Source organism: Pseudomonas sp. NBRC 100443 (assembly GCF_030268185.1).
Taxonomy (GTDB): domain Bacteria; phylum Pseudomonadota; class Gammaproteobacteria; order Pseudomonadales; family Pseudomonadaceae; genus Pseudomonas; species Pseudomonas citronellolis.
Genome location: NZ_BSQE01000002.1, coordinates 344,972 through 359,525 on the forward strand (window position 1 = coordinate 344,972; position 14,554 = coordinate 359,525).

At 70.6% G+C, this 14,554-nt stretch carries 14 protein-coding genes; 3 read left to right on the forward strand and 11 right to left on the reverse strand.

Going from position 1 to position 14,554, the window contains the following annotated elements; translation table 11 throughout:
* Nucleotides 1–15 precede the first annotated feature (15 nt).
* Nucleotides 16–702: a hydrolase gene (locus QSJ95_RS03660; RefSeq protein ID WP_285640139.1), complete on the reverse strand. Its 687-nt coding sequence runs from the start codon at nt 700–702 to the stop codon at nt 16–18.
* 100 nt (nt 703–802) lie between these two features.
* Nucleotides 803–1,669, reverse strand: a complete 867-nt coding sequence (locus tag QSJ95_RS03665) for a pirin family protein (RefSeq protein ID WP_285640140.1) — start codon at nt 1,667–1,669, stop codon at nt 803–805.
* Between the two features lie 99 nt (nt 1,670–1,768).
* Here QSJ95_RS03665 and QSJ95_RS03670 point away from each other — a divergent pair, with 99 nt between their 5' ends.
* Entirely contained in the window at nt 1,769–2,674 is a 906-nt protein-coding gene (locus QSJ95_RS03670; RefSeq protein WP_285640141.1) for a LysR family transcriptional regulator, read from the forward strand.
* Nucleotides 2,675–2,689: 15 nt separating this feature from the next.
* Here QSJ95_RS03670 and QSJ95_RS03675 read toward each other — a convergent pair whose 3' ends face one another.
* The 5 genes from QSJ95_RS03675 to QSJ95_RS03695 form a co-directional block, all read right to left on the reverse strand.
* On the reverse strand, nt 2,690–3,157 hold the full coding sequence (locus QSJ95_RS03675) for an aminoacyl-tRNA deacylase (RefSeq protein WP_009622089.1): 468 nt from the start codon (nt 3,155–3,157) through the stop codon (nt 2,690–2,692).
* A gap of 134 nt (nt 3,158–3,291) precedes the next feature.
* Nucleotides 3,292–4,674, reverse strand: coding sequence for a tripartite tricarboxylate transporter permease (locus QSJ95_RS03680; protein ID WP_285640142.1), 1,383 nt, complete (start codon nt 4,672–4,674; stop codon nt 3,292–3,294).
* Nucleotides 4,674–5,165 (reverse strand): hypothetical protein, encoded by a 492-nt coding sequence (locus QSJ95_RS03685; protein WP_285640143.1) that lies wholly within the window; start codon nt 5,163–5,165, stop codon nt 4,674–4,676. The genes QSJ95_RS03680 and QSJ95_RS03685 overlap by 1 nt, the downstream gene beginning before the upstream one ends.
* A gap of 33 nt (nt 5,166–5,198) precedes the next feature.
* Nucleotides 5,199–6,119, reverse strand: a complete 921-nt coding sequence (locus tag QSJ95_RS03690) for a hydroxymethylglutaryl-CoA lyase (protein WP_061561737.1) — start codon at nt 6,117–6,119, stop codon at nt 5,199–5,201.
* Entirely contained in the window at nt 6,116–7,396 is a 1,281-nt protein-coding gene (locus QSJ95_RS03695) for a hydroxymethylglutaryl-CoA reductase, degradative (protein WP_285640147.1), read from the reverse strand. The genes QSJ95_RS03690 and QSJ95_RS03695 overlap by 4 nt, the downstream gene beginning before the upstream one ends.
* Nucleotides 7,397–7,546: 150 nt before the next feature.
* Here QSJ95_RS03695 and QSJ95_RS03700 point away from each other — a divergent pair, with 150 nt between their 5' ends.
* Nucleotides 7,547–8,935 carry an aminotransferase-like domain-containing protein gene (locus QSJ95_RS03700; RefSeq protein WP_285640149.1) on the forward strand — a complete coding sequence of 463 codons (1,389 nt, stop codon included), beginning with the start codon at nt 7,547–7,549 and terminating at the stop codon, nt 8,933–8,935.
* Here the strand turns inward: QSJ95_RS03700 and QSJ95_RS03705 are convergent.
* Entirely contained in the window at nt 8,911–9,456 is a 546-nt protein-coding gene (locus QSJ95_RS03705; RefSeq protein WP_285640151.1) for a GNAT family N-acetyltransferase, read from the reverse strand. The two genes, QSJ95_RS03700 and QSJ95_RS03705, sit on opposite strands and share 25 nt — an antisense overlap.
* A gap of 185 nt (nt 9,457–9,641) precedes the next feature.
* On the opposite strand from QSJ95_RS03705, the gene QSJ95_RS03710 reads away from it, so the two are divergent.
* Nucleotides 9,642–10,019: a hypothetical protein gene (locus tag QSJ95_RS03710; RefSeq protein WP_043317695.1), complete on the forward strand. Its 378-nt coding sequence runs from the start codon at nt 9,642–9,644 to the stop codon at nt 10,017–10,019.
* Between the two features lie 396 nt (nt 10,020–10,415).
* On the opposite strand, the gene QSJ95_RS03715 is transcribed toward QSJ95_RS03710, so the two are convergent.
* From QSJ95_RS03715 to QSJ95_RS03725, 3 genes are all read right to left on the reverse strand, one after another.
* A complete protein-coding gene (locus tag QSJ95_RS03715; RefSeq protein ID WP_285640155.1) occupies nt 10,416–12,842 on the reverse strand; it encodes a TonB-dependent siderophore receptor in 2,427 nt (808 codons plus the stop codon).
* A gap of 98 nt (nt 12,843–12,940) precedes the next feature.
* Nucleotides 12,941–13,903, reverse strand: coding sequence for a FecR family protein (locus QSJ95_RS03720; protein WP_285640157.1), 963 nt, complete (start codon nt 13,901–13,903; stop codon nt 12,941–12,943).
* A 52-nt stretch (nt 13,904–13,955) separates the two neighbouring features.
* Nucleotides 13,956–14,453, reverse strand: a complete 498-nt coding sequence (locus QSJ95_RS03725) for a sigma-70 family RNA polymerase sigma factor (RefSeq protein WP_285640159.1) — start codon at nt 14,451–14,453, stop codon at nt 13,956–13,958.
* Nucleotides 14,454–14,554: the final 101 nt, after the last annotated feature.

Sequence of the window (14,554 nt, forward strand, 5' to 3'; positions counted from 1 at the left end):
GGGCAAGGGGTGTCGTCAGCGCTGCGAATCCAGCGTTTCGTGGTTGCTCACCACCGCCTGGGCCTTGGCATAGCTTTCGATCAGCAGGCGGTAGTGCGGGAAGATGTGGCTGTAGGCCTCGGCCCACTCGGCGGCGTCGGGGCGGTTCCAGGTGCGCTGGATTTCCGAGCACACCGCGGCGGTGTCCATGGGCACCACGCCGGCCTGCACCACGCGGGCCAGGGTGATTTCCTGGGCGGCCTTGGAGTAGGTGCCGGAGGCGTCGATCACCGCGAACACCCGGTAGCCGGCGTTGACCGCGGCGATCGCCGGGAAGGCCATGCACACGCTGGTGATGGTGCCGGCGATGACCAGGGTCTTCTTGCCGGTCTTCTCCACTGCGGCGACGAAGTCGGGGTTGTCCCAGGCGTTGATCTCGCCCTTGCGCGCCACGTACTGCGCATGCGGCGCGGCCTCGTGGATCTCGGGGATCAGCGGGCCATTGGGGCCCTGGGGCACCGAGGCTGTGGTGATCAGCGGGATCTTCGCCAGGCTGGCGATCTTCGCCAGGGTGATGGCGTTGGCGCGCAGTTCGGTCATGGGCATGTCCTTGACCGTCTGGAACAGCCCGCTCTGGTGGTCGATCAGCAGCATGGCGGTGTCGTCGGGGTCGATCACCGGGCGCTGGCCGTTGAAGTTGGCGACGTTGCCGAATCGGCTCATTTTCGTTTCCTCGCAAATGGGCGTCCTGCCCGAACGGCCCGCGCGCTCCGGCGCGGGCATCCAACCAGACTAGGCGCTGGCCGAGTCCGGCACGTGACGCTCAGCCGGCCATCTGTCCGAAACGCCCGCGGCGGAAGTCGTCGAGGGCCTGCTCGATCTGCTCGCGGCTGTTCATGACGAAGGGGCCGTAGCCGACGATGGGTTCGTCCAGCGGCTCGCCGGACAGCAGCAGCGCCAGGGCGTCGCTTTCGGTCTCAACGTGGATGGCATCGCCGCGGCGCTCGAACAGCACCAGCTGGCCCTCCTCCGCCCGTTGCCCGCCGTTCAGCCGCAGGCTGCCGCGCAGCACCACCAGCGCCGTGTTGCGGCCCGGCTCGACGCGCAGCTCGAAGGCCTTGCCGGCGTTCAGGCGCAGGTCCCAGACATCCAGCGGGCTGAAGCTGTGGGCCGGGCCGCGGTGGCCGCGGTAGTCGCCGGCGATCACCCGCAATTGGCCGGCGCCGCCGGGCAGCTCGGCGCGGGGGATGCTGGCGTCCAGCAGGGTCTGGTAGGCCGGCGCGGTGAGCTTGTCGCGCGCCGGCAGGTTCACCCACAGCTGCACCATGTGCAGGGTGCCGCCGCTGCGGCTGAAGGCCGGGGCGTGGTACTCCTCGTGGAGGATGCCGGCGCCGGCGGTCATCCATTGCACGTCGCCGGGGCCGATGCGTCCGCCGGCACCGCTGGAGTCGCGGTGCTCCAGCTCGCCCTGGTAGACCAGGGTGACGGTCTCGAAGCCGCGGTGCGGGTGCTGGCCGACGCCGCGCCGGGCGCCGTCGCCGGGGAAGTCCTGCGGCCCGGCGTGGTCGAGCAGCAGGAAGGGGCTGAGCTGGTCGCCCAGGCGGTCGTAGGAGAACAGGGTGCGGACCGGGAAGCCGTCGCCGACCCAGTGCGGGCGCGGGGCGCTGTAGATGCCGAGGATGTCTTTCATGGGGTGCCTCCTGAGAGTCTGGAGCCACCTTAGAACTGCAACGCTATAGCCGGTAGACTGCGAAAATCACCTTCAGCGTTCCATTTGGAGAACAGCGCCGTGGAAGACCTCAACGACCTCTACTACTTCGCCCAGGTGGTCGAGCATGGCGGTTTCGCCCCGGCCGGGCGCGCCCTGGGCGAGCCCAAGTCGAAGCTCAGCCGGCGCGTCGCCGCCCTGGAGGAGCGCCTGGGCGTGCGCCTGATCCAGCGTTCCACCCGGCACTTCTCGGTGACCGAGATCGGCCAGGACTACCACCGCCACTGCCTGGCCATGCTGGTGGAGGCCGAGGGCGCCGCCGAGGTCATCGAGCGCCACCGCGCCGAGCCCCAGGGCCGGGTGCGGCTGAGCTGCCCCACGGCGCTGCTGAATTTCTGGGTCGGCCCGATGCTGGCCGAGTTCATGCTGCGCTACCCGCTGGTGGAGCTGCAGGTGGAGGCCACCAACCGCCAGGTGGACCTGATCCAGGAAGGCTTCGACATCGCCCTGCGTGTGCGCTTCCCGCCGCTGGAAGGCAGCGAGCTGGTGATGAAGGTGCTGGGCGAGAGCCGGCAGATGGTGGTGGGCGCGCCAGCCCTGCGCCAGCGCCTGGGCCAGCGCCCCTCGCCCACCGAGGTGGCGGCGCTGCCGACGCTGCACTGGGGCTCGCCGCAGCGCGACTACCAGTGGCAGCTGGACGGCCCCGACGGCGTGCGCGCCCAGGCCCGCTACCAGCCGCGGCTGATCACCGATGACCTGATGGCGCTGCGCCAGGCGGCGGTGGCCGGCGTGGGCGCCGTGCACCTGCCCTCGGTGGTGGTGCGCGAGCAACTGGCCGACGGCAGCCTGGTCAACCTGCTGCCGGACTGGGCGCCGCGGACCGGCATCGTGCATGCCGTCTACCCGTCGCGGCGCGGCCTGCTGCCGTCGGTGCGCGGCCTGCTGGACTTCCTCGGCCAAGGCTTCGCCCACAGCGACATGGCCTGACGCCCACCGACCCGGCTATTCGCAGAAGCGCCCTTGCCGCGCCTCGGGCATCAGCTCTAGGTACTGGCGGCCGCTCATGTGCACTACGGCGTTGTGGTCGCCGGCCTCGAAGTAGATGTCCGCCTGCTCGCCCAGGGATTCGTCGATCAGTGTCTCCAGGCCGAACAGGCTGCCCACCGCGGGGATGGCGCCGGGCGCGCAGTCCTCGAAGCGCGCGGAGAAATCACCCTCGCGGGCCAGGCGCCAGTTGCGCCGGGTGAGCTTGTGCACCTTGTGCAGGTCGACCTGGCGGCTGGCCGGCACCACGGCCATCAGCCAGTGGCCCTGGAAGTCGTCGAGGATCACCGGCTTGGCCATCTGCTGCGGCGGCACGCCGGCGCGGCGGGCGGCCTCGCGGGTGGTCATGGACGTGGCGTGGGGCAGCAGATCGTAGCGGCTGCGATGCTGCGACAGGCAATTCTGCAAGCGACTGGACATGCTCATGGCTCACCTCCGGGAAGCGGCGCCGCCCCACTGCCCCGTGGCGCCGGCGCGGCCGGCTGGCGGGGGCTTCCCGCCCCCGTTTGCTCCAGTCTAGCGCCGCCGCCCCGGCGCGGGCGGCGGGCCGACCAGGGGCGTCAGCCGGCCAGCGCGAGCAGCGCCGGCACGCTGAGCACGGCGGTGTAGAAGCCCATGAACTGCACGCCGATGTTGAAGCCCAGGAAGCGTCCGAGCAGGCCGCCGACCAGGCCCACGCTGAGGATCACCAGCAGGCCCAGCAGCCCGCCCTCCCACAGGCCGACCACTAGGGCCAGGCCGACGAAGGTGGCGATCACCGCCTCGTGGCTCACGCGCCGCGCGACGAAAGCGGCGGCGCGGTGGGCGAAGTTCATCGCGAAGGGATAGGCGACGAGCGCCGCCACCAGCACCGCCAGCAGGCCGACCACGAGGAATTCCCAGGGGCCCATCAGGCTGTGCAGGTTGTGCACCTGGCCGCTGGCGGCGTCCACGTGGAAGCGCGGCGGCGCGTTGAACAGCGGCGCCGCCGGGCCCGCGGCCACCGGGCTGAGCGGCAGGCCGAAGGCGATTAGCGGGATCATCGCCTCGGCGATGTAGGTGGATTCGGTCACCCCGTTGCGCACGGCCAGCACCGAGGTCAGGCGGTGGTAGGCGTGGCGGATGCGCGAACCGACGACCTCGCCGAGGATCACCGTCATGGCCACCGGGCTGAACACGAAGGTGGCGCTGGACAGCGCGGCGGTGCCGAGGGTCCAGCCGGTCTGGCGGCGGTCGAGCACCTTGAGCGGGTTGGGGAAGTAGCCGTCCCAGCCCTTCACGTCCGGCGCCAGGGCGAAGGTGCGCGGCTCGCTGCGGCGCATGTGCTGGCGCTCGGCCGGCGCCAGCAGGGCGAACAGCGAGACGATCAGCGGCCCCACGGCGATACCGAGGAAGTAGCTGACCGTAAGCTTCACCCCGTGCTGGGCGGTCAGCGCCTGCAGCGCCACTATCAGCAGCACGAAGGGCCCCAGGGCCAGCAGCGCGGCCCAGCGCCCGGCGGAGAACCAGGCGATGGCCAGGGCCGCGCAGAGGAACACCCAGGGCGCCGCCTGCTTGATGGTCGCGCCGAAGGGCGCCAGCAGCACCGCGAAGAGCACCGCCAGGGGCACCGCGAGGAACGCCGCCAGCACCGCGCCGGAGATCATCTTGCGCAGGGCGATGTGCGGCACGCCGAGGTTGCGCAGGAAGTTCGCCTCGCGCATCAGCGGCGTGGCCATGGTGTCGCCGGGGATGCCCAGCAGCGCCGTGGGCACCGCGTGGGTCATGTGCTTGGCCACCGCGCCGGCGAGGAAGAAGGCGAACACCCCGGCCGGCGCCACGCCCAGCAGAACCACCAGCAGTGTCAGCGGCGCCAGGGTGGTGGTTTCGTCGCTGCCGGAGACCAGGCCGATGGCGGCGAACAGCAGCGCACCGGTCACGGCCATCAGCAGGGCGATGGGCAACTGCTCGATGAAAAGCTCCATCAGGCCGCCCCTCCCGTTGCCGGCAGCCCGGCGGGCGCGGGCTTCTCCCGGGACGCGCTCGCCTGGGCGAACAGCTCGTACAGCTGGACTTCCTTCAGCTCCGCCAGCACTTCCGGCGGCAGGTCGTCCAGCTCGCCGAGGCCGCCGTATTCGGCCTCCAGCTCGCGCAGGGCGCGCTCGCGCCAGGCGGCGTCGGCCACGTGCTCGACCACCCGGCGCTTGGGCTTGAACAGTACGGCGCTGATCGCCCCGCCGGCCAGGCAGCCGAGGATGCCCACCAGCATGGCGTAAGCGCGGGCCATCTGCACGGATTCGACCAGGCCGAGGAACAGCCGCTCGGCGAGCAGGAAGGCGCCCAGGCTGACCAGCGCGCCTATGGCGATGGCGCCGGCCAGGTGGCGGCTGTCGACGGTGTCGCCCCAGACCTCGTAGAGGCGGGAATCGGGATGCGGGTTCGGCGCTGGCAGCGGCGCCCTGTCGCGGGTGTCCATGGTGAGTCTCCTGCCCTGCCGGGCTTCTTGTTGTCAGAGTGCGGGCGCGGTGCTGCGGCGCTCGGCGGCCACCAGGGCGCGGCCGGCGCGCGAGGCGTTGGGCCGGCCCAGGCGGCGGCTGATGAGGGTGCCCAGGCGGGCCACGGCCGGCAGGTCGATACCGGTGGCGTAGCCCATGCCGTGCAGCAGGTGCAGCACGTCCTCGGTGGCGACGTTGCCGCCGGCGCCCGGCGAATAGGGGCAGCCGCCGAGGCCGGCAAGCGAGCTGTCGAAGGTGCGCACCCCGGCCTGCAGCGCCGCGAGCAGGTTGGCCAGGGCCATGCCGAAGGTGTCGTGGAAGTGCCCGGCGAGCGCCGTCAGCGGCAGGCGCTGGGCGCAATGCTCCAGCAGCCGCGCGGTGGCGTCCGGGGTGCCCTTGCCGAGGGTGTCGCCCAGGCTGATCTCGTAGCAGCCCAGGGCATGCAGGCGCTCGGCCACCTCGCCGGCCTGCTGCGGCGCCACCGGGCCGCTGTAGGGGCAGTCGAGCACGCAGGACACGTAGCCGCGCACCCGCACGCCCCGCTCGCGGGCAAGCGCCAGCACCGGCTCGAAGCGGAGCAGGCTGTCGTCGATGGAGCAGTTGATGTTGCGCTGGGAGAAGGCCTCGGAGGCGGCGGCGAACACCGCCACCTCCTCGCAGCCGGCCGCCAGCGCTGCCTCCAGGCCCACCAGGTTGGGCACCAGGGCGCTGAAGCGCACCCCGGGCCGGTGCCCGAGGCGCCGCAGCACCTCGTCGCTGCCGGCCATCTGCGGCACCCAGCGCGGCGAGACGAAGGCACCGGCCTCGATGTGCCGCAGCCCGGCGTCCGCCAGTTGCCGGACCAGATCGATGCGCGCCTCCACCGGCAGCACCTGTGGCTCGTTCTGCAGACCGTCGCGCGGGCCGACCTCGACGATCCTGACGAAGCCGCTCATGCGCCGCGCCTTTCGCGCAGCAGTTCCACGGCGCGGTCGGCGCGCACGTCGCCGGCTTCCACCAGGCGCCGCGCCAGCCAGTCCACTTCCTCGCCGCGGGCGCCGGCCACCAGGGCGATGTTGCGCGCGTGCAGGGCCATGTGGCCGCGCTGGATGCCTTCGCAGGCCAGGGCGCGCAGGGCCCCGAGGTTCTGCGCCAGGCCCACGGCCACGGCGATTTCGGCCAGTTCCTGGGCGCTGCGCACAGCGAGGATGCGCAGCGACAGTTGCGCCAGCGGATGGGTGCGGGTGGCGCCGCCGACCAGGCCCACCGGCATGGGCATCTCGATGCTGCCCACCAGGTGTCCCTCGGCGTCCTTCTCCCAGGTGCTCAGCGAGCCGTAGTGGCCGCTGCGGCAGGCGTAGGCGTGGGCGCCCGCCTCCACGGCGCGCCAGTCGTTGCCGGTGGCGACGATCAGGGGGTCGATACCGTTCATGATGCCCTTGTTGTGTGTGGCCGCGCGGTAGGGGTCGACGGCGGCGAAGCAGTAGGCGTCGAGGATGCCCTCGATCACCGCTTCGCCGCTGTAGTCCGGCGACTGCAACTGTTGTGGGGCGATACGGACCTGGGCCCGGGCCAGGCGCAGGTCGGCGAGGTTGGAGAGGATGCGCAGGCGCGCCTGGCCGCCGGTGATGCGCTCCATCAGCGGAGCCACGGCCTCGGCCATGGTGTTCACCGTGTTGGCGCCCATGGCGTCGCGCACGTCGACGATCAGGTGCGCCACCAGCATCGGCCCGCGCGGGCTGTCGGCGAAGCAGTGCACTTCCAGGTCGCGGCAGCCGCCGCCCAGGCTGTTGAGCAGCTGGTCCTTGCGGTTGGCCAGCTCGACGATCTCGTCCTTGTGCCGCAGCAGCGCCAGGCGCGCGTTGAACGGGTCGCCCAGGCCCACCAGCTGGACCTGGGCGCGCATCAGCGGCGCGCTGCTGGAAGTCTGGAAACCGCCGCCGGCGCGGGCCAGCTTGGCCATGTAGGAAGCGGCGGCGACGATCGACGGCTCCTCCACCACCATCGGCACCAGCAGCTCGCGGCCGTTGACCACGAAATTGCTGGCCACCGCGTAGGGCAGCTCGAAGGTGCCGATCACGTTCTCGATCATGCCGTCGGCCACCTCCAGCGGCAGTGCGCCGGGCGTGGCCAGGTGCTGCAGCTCGGGCAGCTGCAACAGGGCTGCGAGGTGGTCGAGACGTTGGCGTGGCGACAGGTTGCGGAATGCGGGAAGGCGGGAATCGATGAGCATCGGGGTGTCCATTGTCATTCTTGTGTGGAGTGGGGTGCGGGTGGCGCCGGGCCGCCCGAGGCCCCAAGGTGCTATGACTGGTCCCGCCGATGAAGGTACAGTTCGCCCCAACAGTACCCACACTGTACCCATGACACCCCGGAGACCGCCGTGCCCCGCCAGACCCTCGCCGAACAGGTCGCCCAGTCCCTCGCCCGGCAGATCCGCGAAGGCGCGCTGCAGCGCGGCGACCGCCTGCCCTCGCTGCGCGAATACATGCGCCTGCACGGCCATTCGAAGAACACCGTGATCACCGCCTACGAGCTGCTGGCCGCCCAGGGCCTGGTGGAGGCGCGCCACGGCAAGGGCTTCTTCGTCCGCGCCAGCGCCCCGCGCAGCAGCGAGGCCGAGGAACCCCTGCCCTACACCCGCGCCCTGGACACCATCTGGATGATGCGCCAGCAGTTCGTCCACGAGCCGGCCCGGGCGCCGCTGGGCGAAGGCTTCCCGCCGGTGGCCTGGCTGCAGGACATGCGCCTGGACCGCTTCACCCGCCAGGTGCTGCGCACCGACGCCAATTCGCTGTTCCGCTACGGCAACCGCCTGGGCAACCCGGCCCTGCGCCAGAGCCTGGTGCGCCGCCTGGCCGGCTACGCCATCGACGGCAACCCACGGCAGATCCTCACCACCCACGGCGCCAACCATGCGCTGGACCTGATCGTCCGGCGCTTCGTCGCCCCCGGCGACGCGGTGCTGGTGGAGAACCCCGGCTACTACCCGCTGTTCGGCAAGCTGCAACTGCAGGGCGCGCGCATGCTCAGCGTGCCGCGCCTGGCCGACGGGCCGGACCTGCAGGCGCTGGAGCAACTGCTGCGCCGCGAGCGGCCGAAGCTGTTCTTCCTGCAGTCGGTGGGGCACAACCCCACCGGCTCGGACATCTCGCCGGTGAAGGCGCACCAGTTGCTGAAACTGGCCGACGAGCACGACCTGCTGCTGGTGGAGGACGACGCCATGGCCGACTTCAAGCCCAGCTCGGCGATCAAGGTCGCCACCCTCGACCAGCTACGCCGCACGCTCTACGTCGGCAGCTTCTCCAAGTCGATCTCGGCCTCGCTGCGGGTCGGCTTCATCGCCGGCAGCCGCGAGCGCATCGAGGAGCTGGCGGACCTGAAGATGCTGCTGCACACCAGTTGCTCGGAGCTATGCGAGCGCACGGTGGACGTGGCGCTGGGCGAAGGCTACTTCCTGCGCCACCTCACCCGCCTGCAGGCCCAGGTCGCCGCCGCCACCCACGCCGGGCTCGCGGTGCTGGACGCGCTGGGCGCCGAAGTGCTGTGCCGCCCGCAGCAGAGCCTGTACCTGTGGGCGCGCTTCCCACACATCGACGACGCCGAGGCCTTCACCCGCGACGTGCTGCCCCAGGGCCTGGCCCTGGCGCCGGGCGCGATCTTCAGCACCGACCGCGGCCAGGCCAACCCCTGGCTGCGCCTGAACGTGGCCTACCTGCCGGACCCGCTGTTCGCCGCCTGCGTGCGTCAGGCCGGTGGCTCGCGGCGGTAGATGAGGGTGTCCTGGGTGCCGTGCCAGGCATCGTTGCGCACCCCGCGCAGGGTGCGCACCAGGCGGAAGCCGGCGGCCTCGGCCAGGCGCTGGCTGCGCGGGTTGGCCGAGGACGTGGTGAGGTACAGCCGGGCCCGCGGCAACTGCCCGCAGACTTCGCGCAGCGCCGCGCTCAGGTAGCCCTGGCCGGCGAAGTGCGAACTGGCCCAGTAGCCGATCACGTAGCTCTCTCCCCTGCCCCGCGGCTGCAGGCCGATGCAGCCGATCACCTCGGCGCGGTCGGCGGACAGCAGGAACAGGCGCTTCTCCGCCAAGGGCGCGGCGTAGTTGGCGATGGCGCCCTTGAGCGAGCGCAGCACCTGCTCGGCGCTCACCTGCGGGGTCACCCAGTCGAGGAAGGGCGCGTGCTCCGCGTAGCTGTCCTGCAGCGCCCGGCGCAAGGGCTCGCAGAGCGCCAGGCTGGGGCGCACCAGCACGGCGTCGCGGGTCGTCAGGCGGTACTCCACGGGTGGCGTCGGCATGGCGGGGGTTCTTCGGGCGATGACGGTTCGCCAGCCTAGCGCAGCCTGGCGCTGTCGGCACCTGCGCTGACGGCAGCCCTGGCGCCTGCTTTACTACGAGCAGGGCCGGCCCGCCGCTCAAGGCGGCTGCGGAACCATTGAAATATCCATGCGAGGAGACCGCGCGCAGTGACGGAGGCCAAGCCATGATCGACCTGGAACTGACCCGGCGCCTGCTCGACGGCGCCCTTCGCGCCGACGGCGGGCCCTTCCCGGTGGAGGCCATCGCCCGCCACTACCACGCCGAACTGCACCGCCGCCTGGGCGCGGAAACGCCGGATGCCGACGTGGTCATCGCCAACGCCCTGATCCTCACCGACCTGTTGCGCCGCCTGGGGTTGCTGGAGGGCATCTACCACGGCAACGAGGTCGGCACTCCCAGCGATGGCGAGCGACTGACCGAGGATGGTGGGCGTTTCCTGGCGCTGCTGGATGATCCGCGGTTCGTCGAATACCTGGGCAGGCAGCCCTTGCGTGGTGATCGCGATACGGTGCTGGAGGCGATTCGCCGGTTCAGCGCGTAGGAGCGGGCCCTGCCCGCGAAATCGCGCGCAGGGCGCGCTCCTACGAGAAGCCGTGCCAGCCGAAACCCCGGCGTAGGATGGGTTGAGCGGAGCGATACCCATCGCCATGACAGCATGGGTTTCGCAAACTCAACCCATCCTACGGAACGCGAGCGCGGTGCAGACCTTTCCGGCTGACTCAGGACTTCCTGTTCACACCGGACAGTCCCCTCTCCCGCTTGCGGGGGAGGGTTAGGGAGGGGGAAACATGGCGTCCGGAGAAACACCGTACCTCGGATCAAACTCCGTTCCCTCTCCCCAGCCCTCTCCCTGAAGGGAGAGGGGGCTTCCGTGCTCAGGCGAAATACCGTGCCAGCCGGCAACATCGGAGTTTCCGGCTGACGCCGAACTGTCCCCTCAGAACCCCACACTGGCCTGCACGAAGAACGTCCGCGGCTGGCCGACGTAGATGCCGGCGTTGTTGTCGCTGGAGCGGGTGAAGCTCTCCTTGTCGAAGAGGTTCTTCACCCCCGCGCCGAGCTTGAGGTTGGACAGTTGCGGGCCGAAGTCGTAGCCCACACGGGCGTTCCACAGGGCGTAGCCGGGGATGTCGCCGTACTGGCCGTCGGCGGTCGGTTCGGTGATGTAGTTGTGGGTGAAGCTGCCGTCGGCATTGGTGCTCGGGCCGGGGGCGCGTTGGGCGGACTGGGCGAAGGCGTCGACGTTGTAGGTCCAGCGGTCGCGCACGTAGCGCAGGCCCAGGGTCGCTACCTGGCGCGAGTAGAACGGCAGGTCGCGGCCCTTGAAGCCGGGGATCTCGCCTTCGTAGGTGGCGCGGGTGTAGGTCAGGGTGCCGTAGGCGGTCAGGCCTTCCAGGCGCGGGTCCAGCGCGGCCAGGTCGTAGTGCGCGGAGGTCTCGATGCCCTGGTGCTTGGTCGCGCCCAGGTTGGTCCAGCCCACATCGTTGCTGATGTACTGCAGCTCGTCGTCGAAGTCGATGTAGAACAGCGTCACCTCGCCGCCGAAGGCGCCGTCGTCGTAGCGCGTGCCGATCTCGTAGGTGCGCGCCTTCTCCGGCTCCAGGCCGTCGGCGGTCTGGTCGCCGCGGCCGCCCTGGCCGAGCTGGAAGTACTGCAGGCTGCCGAAGGAGGTCTCGTAGTTGGCGAACAGCTTCCAGGCGTCGGAGACGTGGTACATCACGCTCAGCGCCGGCAGCGGCTCGTTGTAGTCCTTGCTGCGGCTCTTGGCCTGCACCGGCTTGCCCTTGTTGTCCAGCACCGGGCGGTCCTGCCAGTCGGTGGAGATGCGCTCGAAGCGGATACCGGGGGTGACCGTCCAGTTGCCGATGTCGATCTTGTCGTCGATGTACAGCGAGTTGGCCTCGGTGCCGCCGGTGCGGTCCTGGTAGATGTGGCCGTCGGCGCCGGGTTGCGGCGTCGGCACGTTGTTCACCAGGGCCACCTGGGAGGCGCGCTCTTCCATGTCTTCCTTCAGGTAGCGGTAGCCGATGCTCGCCTCCTGGGTGGTCGGGCCGACGAAGAAGATTCGCGAGACGCGCGGCTCGAAGCCGAAGGTGTGGTAGTCGCGCGGGTAGGACGCCAGGGTCTTGAGGTCGCGGTTGGCGATGTCGCTGCCGCGGAAGCTGTCGCTGTAGTAGGTCAGCACTTCCAGCTGGGTCAGCTCGTCGATCTTGCGCGTCCACTTGAACGAGCCGTCGCTGCGGCGGCCGCGGAAGTTGTCGTAGTCGCGCACCGACTGGTAGGGGTCGTGGTCGTACTGCGCCTGGGTCAGGCCGCCGGGCATGTCGGCGGTGCCATCGTAGTAGTGCAGGTTCAGGGCGAAGTCGTCGGCGTCGGTGGGCGCCCAGTGGGTCTTCAGGGTGACGTCGTCGATGTCGTTGTGGTTGTTGCTGTCGCGGTAGCCGTCGCCCTTCACCCCGGAATACAGCAGGGCCATGCCGATGCCGTTGTCCGCGGTGCCGCCGATGAAGGCGTTGTGCATCTGCTTCCAGCCGCCGTGGCCGGCGTGCTCGACGGTGGTGCCCACTTCGCCGGAGAACTTCTCGGGGATGGCGCGGGTGACGAAGTTGATCACCCCGCCGACGTTCTGCGGGCCGTAGCGCACGGAGCCGGCGCCGCGGACCACGTCGATGCTGTCGTAGCTGCCGGCCACGCCGGGGAACATCGACAGCTGTGGCTGGCCGTAGGGCGCCACGGCGGCCGGCACGCCGTCGATGAGGATGGTCGAGCGCGGCGACAGGCGCGAGGTCAGGCCGCGCACGCCGACGTTGAGGGAGACGTCGCTGCCGCCGGTGCCGTTGCTGTCCTGCACCTGCACGCCGGGAATCCCGCGCAAGGCTTCACGCACGCTGACCACGCCCTTCTCCTGCATGGCCTCGCGACGCACCACGGTGCGCGCGCCGGGGTGGTTCTGCACGTCGCGCTCCTGGGCGTCGGCCAGCCAGTCGCCGACCACCTTCACCTCGGAAGATTCCATCTGCAGCGGTTCGTCGGCGCCGGCCGCGCGCTTGCGCAGGACGATGCCGTTGCCGACCACTTCGTAGTCCAGGCCGCTGCCCTGCAGCAGGCGTTCCAGGGCCTGTTCCGGGGTCAGCTCGCCGCTGACCGCCGGGGCCTGCTTGCCTTCCACCAGGTCGGGGGTGAAGAACAGTTGCAGCGAGGTCTGCTGGCCCAGTTGCTTGAGCGCGTCGTTCAGCGGCATCGGGCGGATGTCCACCTGGGCGGCCTGGGCCTGGCCGATGGCGGCGGCGATGGCCAGGCTCAGGGCCAGCGGCAGCAGGTAGCGGGCGGTGCGGTTGGAGCGGCGGAGCGGAGGGTTGGTCACGATGTTCCTGTTCCTTGAGGTCCCAATGGCGGCGCGCAGGAAACGGGCCTTGCGAGCCTTTGCCGGGGAAGACGAAACAGGGCGATGAAAACCTGAATCTAACGGAGAATTATTTCGCTTGAGCCGTCGACCAAGGTCCGCACCTTGACCGGCAGCAGGTGCGGCAGCGCCATCAGCAAGGCGTTGGTGTCGTCCACGCGGAACACGCTGGTCAGGCGCATCTTCGCCACTTCCGGGCTACCGACGCGCAGCGGCTGGGCGCGGTAGCGGGAAACCTCGCGGGCCACTTCGGCCAGGCTCGCGCCGTTGAACACCAGGCGCCCGTCGCGCCAGGCGGTCTGCGCGGCGACGTCGGTGGCCGCGGCCGGCGCCACCCGCCCCTGGGCGTCGATGTGCGTGCCCAGGCCCGCGGTCAGCAGTTGCTCGGCGCTGGCCGCTTCACGCCCGGCCACCCGTACCTTGCCCTCCTCCACCGCCACCCGCACCTCGTCGGCGTCGCGGCGCACGTCGAAGCGCGTGCCGGTGACGGTCACCGCGCCCAGGCCGGCGTCGACCACGAAGGGCCTGTCGGCGGCATGGGCGACGCTGAACATGGCCTCGCCGCGCTCCAGGGTCACGTCGCGGCGCAGGTCGTGGAAGCGCACCTGCAGGCGGGTATTGCCGTTGAGCTCCAACTGGCTGCCGTCGGGCAGCTCCACCTGGCGGCGCTCGCCCAGGGCGGTGTGGAACTCGGCGCTGTAGTCGCGGCCCCAGCCGCTGAACAGCGCGGCGCCGGCGGCCAGCCCGGCCACGCAGGCCGCCGCGGCGAACGCCGGCCAGCGCCGCCGGGCCTTTTGCGGACGCAAGGCGACCGGCTCGTCGGCAGCCAGTTCGCGCAGGCGCTGCGCCGGGATCAGGTCGGCGGCGCCCCACAGGCGCTGCAGCTGCTCGAATTCGTGGCGGTGTTCCGGCGTCGCCAGCCAGCTGTCGAAGGCGGCCTGCTCGGCGGCGTCCAGGGCGCCGTCCTGCACCCGCGCGAACCAGCGGGCGGCGGCGTCGCGCGGTTGTTCGGTCAACGCCATGGGGCGCTCCCCGGCGAGGTGCTTGGGCTCGGTTTCACTGGCTGGTCCTTCATCACGGTGTGTCGCCCAGGCGGTCCCTGAGGTGGCGCAGGGTACGGATCATATATTTTTCCACCATGTTCCTGCTCAGCCCCAGGCGCTCGGCGATTTCCGCCTGGGACAGCCCCTCCAGCTTCTGCCAGACGAATACCTTGCGGCAATTGGCCGGCAGCTCGGCCAGGGCGCGCTCGATGGAACTGGCCAGCTGTACCGCGTGCATGGTGGTCTCCGGGTCGCCGTCGGGCGCTTCGTGCTCGTCCAGGTGCTCCATGCCCACCGGCGTGTGCGCCTGCTCGCGACGGAAGGCGTCGATGGCCAGGTTGCGCGCCGTGCGGTGCAGGTAGGCGCGCGGCTGCGCCACCGTGGCCTGCGGGGCTTCCAGCAGGCGCAGGTAGGTGTCGTGGGCCAGGTCCTCCGCCTCGTGCCGATTGCGCAGGCGGCGGGTCCAGGCTCCGATGAGCTCCTCGTAGTGTTCGAAGAGGCCAGGCTTGCGCGGGGGTTTGGCGGGCATGGGAGGAATAAACGCGAAGAATCAGCAAATGGTAATGCTTCCTGTTTTCCACGTGCAATCTCCGCCCGGCACCTTCCCGCGGCATTTCCCCGGCAAGCCTC